The following is a 2,048-nucleotide window of genomic DNA, read 5'->3' as shown; positions in this document are numbered from 1 at the left end:
GTGCCGCCCTCGGCGATGAGGAGGTACCAGAAGTCGCCGATGTGGTAGAGGTGCGGCGCCTCGGGGGCCTTCGCGCCGGGCGCGCCGGACCAGATGCGGCGGGCGGGGCCGAGGGTCTCGCCGGTGCGGGGGTCGATGCGGTACTGGCCGACGCCGGCGACCGTGCACCAGCAGGTGCCGTCGTCGTCCCAGGCGAGGTCGGGGTCGATCCCGTGGACGCCGGTCAGGAGGACCGGTTCGGACCAGGGGCCCGCCGGGTCGGTGGCGGTGACGAGGAGGTTCCCGTCGCCGCTGACGTTCGTGACGATCAGCCAGAAGCGGCCGTCGTGGTGGCGGAGCGTGGGCGCGTAGATGCCGCCGGAGGAGGGCGAGTCGAGGGGGAGCCGCAACTGGGTGGGCCGGTCGAGGGCGTTGCCGATCCGGGTCCAGTTCCGCAGGTCCCGGCTGTGGAAGAGCGGTACGCCGGGGAAGTACTCGAAGCTGGAGCAGGCGAGGTAGTAGTCGTCACCGACCCGGCAGACGCTGGGGTCGGGGTGAAAGCCGGGGAGGACGGGGAGGACTGGGTGGGCGACCATGGGGATCACGATCCCTGGGGGCGCCCGGGGTTGGCAAGTGTCGTTCCGTAGATCAGAAAGTTTCGCGCGGATCATCGGAAACTTTCTCGTCGGCGTCCTCACGCGAGCACGCTGCCCGCGTGAGGGCACCGCCGTCACGATCACCGCGCGGGCGGCGCCGTGCTCTCCCGTACCGTCAGCCGCGTCGCGATCTCCACCCCGACCTGCGGCGCCTCCTCCCCGCGCCCCAGCAGCAGCGCCAACTCCGTTGCGGCCACCGCCATTTCGGTGAGCGGCTGGTGGACCGTCGTGAGCGGCGGGTCGACCCACCCGACGACCGGCAGATCGTCGAACCCCACGACACTGAGGTCCTCCGGGATGCGCAGCCCCGCTTCCCGCGCCGCCTGATAGACGCCCAGCGCCTGGAGGTCGTTGGCCGTGAAGATCGCCGTGGGCCGGTCGGGCAGCGCCAGCAGGGCGCGGGCGGCTGCGCGGCCGTCCTCGCGGGTGAGCTGGGTGTGGACGACGAGTTCGGGGTCGTCCGGCAGTCCGGCGGCGCGCAGGGCGGACCGGTGGCCGTCCAGCCGGGCGGCGCAGCAGAGCTGGTCGCGGGGGCCGCCGATCATGGCGATGCGGCGGTGTCCGAGGCCGGTGAGGTGGCGGGTGGCCGCGCGTCCGCCGGACCAGTTGGTGGCGCCGACGAAGGGGACGTCGTCCGGGAGTTCGACGATGGGGTCGAAGACGACGAACGGGATGCCCTTGGCGGTGAGCTGGGCGCGTTCGGCCTCGGAGAGCTGGGCCACGGACAGGACGCAGTTGGGGCGCCGGGCGACCGTGTCGTCCCAGCCCGGCGCGGAGTCGTGCAGACCGAAGCGGGAGACCATGAGGCCGACGCCGTTGCGCCGGGCGACCTCCTCGACGCCGCGGATGATCTCGACCGCCCACATGTCCTTGAGCTCGCGGAAGACGAGTTCGACGACGTTGCTGCGGCCGGCACCCGCGGGTTTGCGGTAGCGGTACTTGTCGACCAGCGCCTCGACGCGGGCCCGGGTGTCAGCGGAGACACCGGACTTGCCGTTGATCACCTTGGAGACGGTCGGGACGGAGACGCCGGCCGACTCGGCGATGTAGGCGATGGTGACGGGCCGGGGCGCGTCGGTGTCGTGGCCGGTCACCCGGTCCGTTGCGTGCTCCTCCAAGGTCGCCTTCCTCGTCGTCGGTACCGGCATTCTCGCACCGCCTCTGGCCCCTCGCGGCTCCCCGTGTTAATTTCTCCGCCGCAGAGAGCGAAAATTTTCCCGCACGGCCAGAGTTTCCTTCGCACCGGCTTCCTGAGCGGCGGCCCACCGAGAGCGGCCCGCGTCCCGGCAGGTCCCGCACCCCACCGTCCGGAAGGTGCACATGGCGAACCTCCTCCGCCGCAGAACCCTGCCCCGGCTCGCGGCCCTCCTGCTGGCGCTCCTCCTGCTCCCCCTGCTGCCGGCCACCGCGCAC

At 72.2% G+C, this 2,048-nt stretch carries 2 protein-coding genes; both read right to left on the bottom strand.

All coding sequences use genetic code 11. The features are described from left to right. The coding region (locus AOK24_RS25385) for a family 43 glycosylhydrolase (RefSeq protein ID WP_159051978.1) at positions 1 to 575 on the bottom strand (575 nt) is incomplete at its 3' end. Positions 576 to 715: 140 nt separating this feature from the next. Continuing rightward, a complete protein-coding gene (locus tag AOK24_RS25380; RefSeq protein WP_107104048.1) occupies positions 716 to 1,753 on the bottom strand; it encodes a LacI family DNA-binding transcriptional regulator in 1,038 nt (345 codons plus the stop codon). Positions 1,754 to 2,048 lie beyond the last annotated feature (295 nt).

Source organism: Streptomyces niveiscabiei (genome assembly GCF_001419795.1).
Taxonomy (GTDB): domain Bacteria; phylum Actinomycetota; class Actinomycetes; order Streptomycetales; family Streptomycetaceae; genus Streptomyces; species Streptomyces niveiscabiei.
The sequence above is the reverse complement of the archived record's forward strand: the minus strand, read 5'-3'. Positions and strand labels throughout refer to the sequence as shown.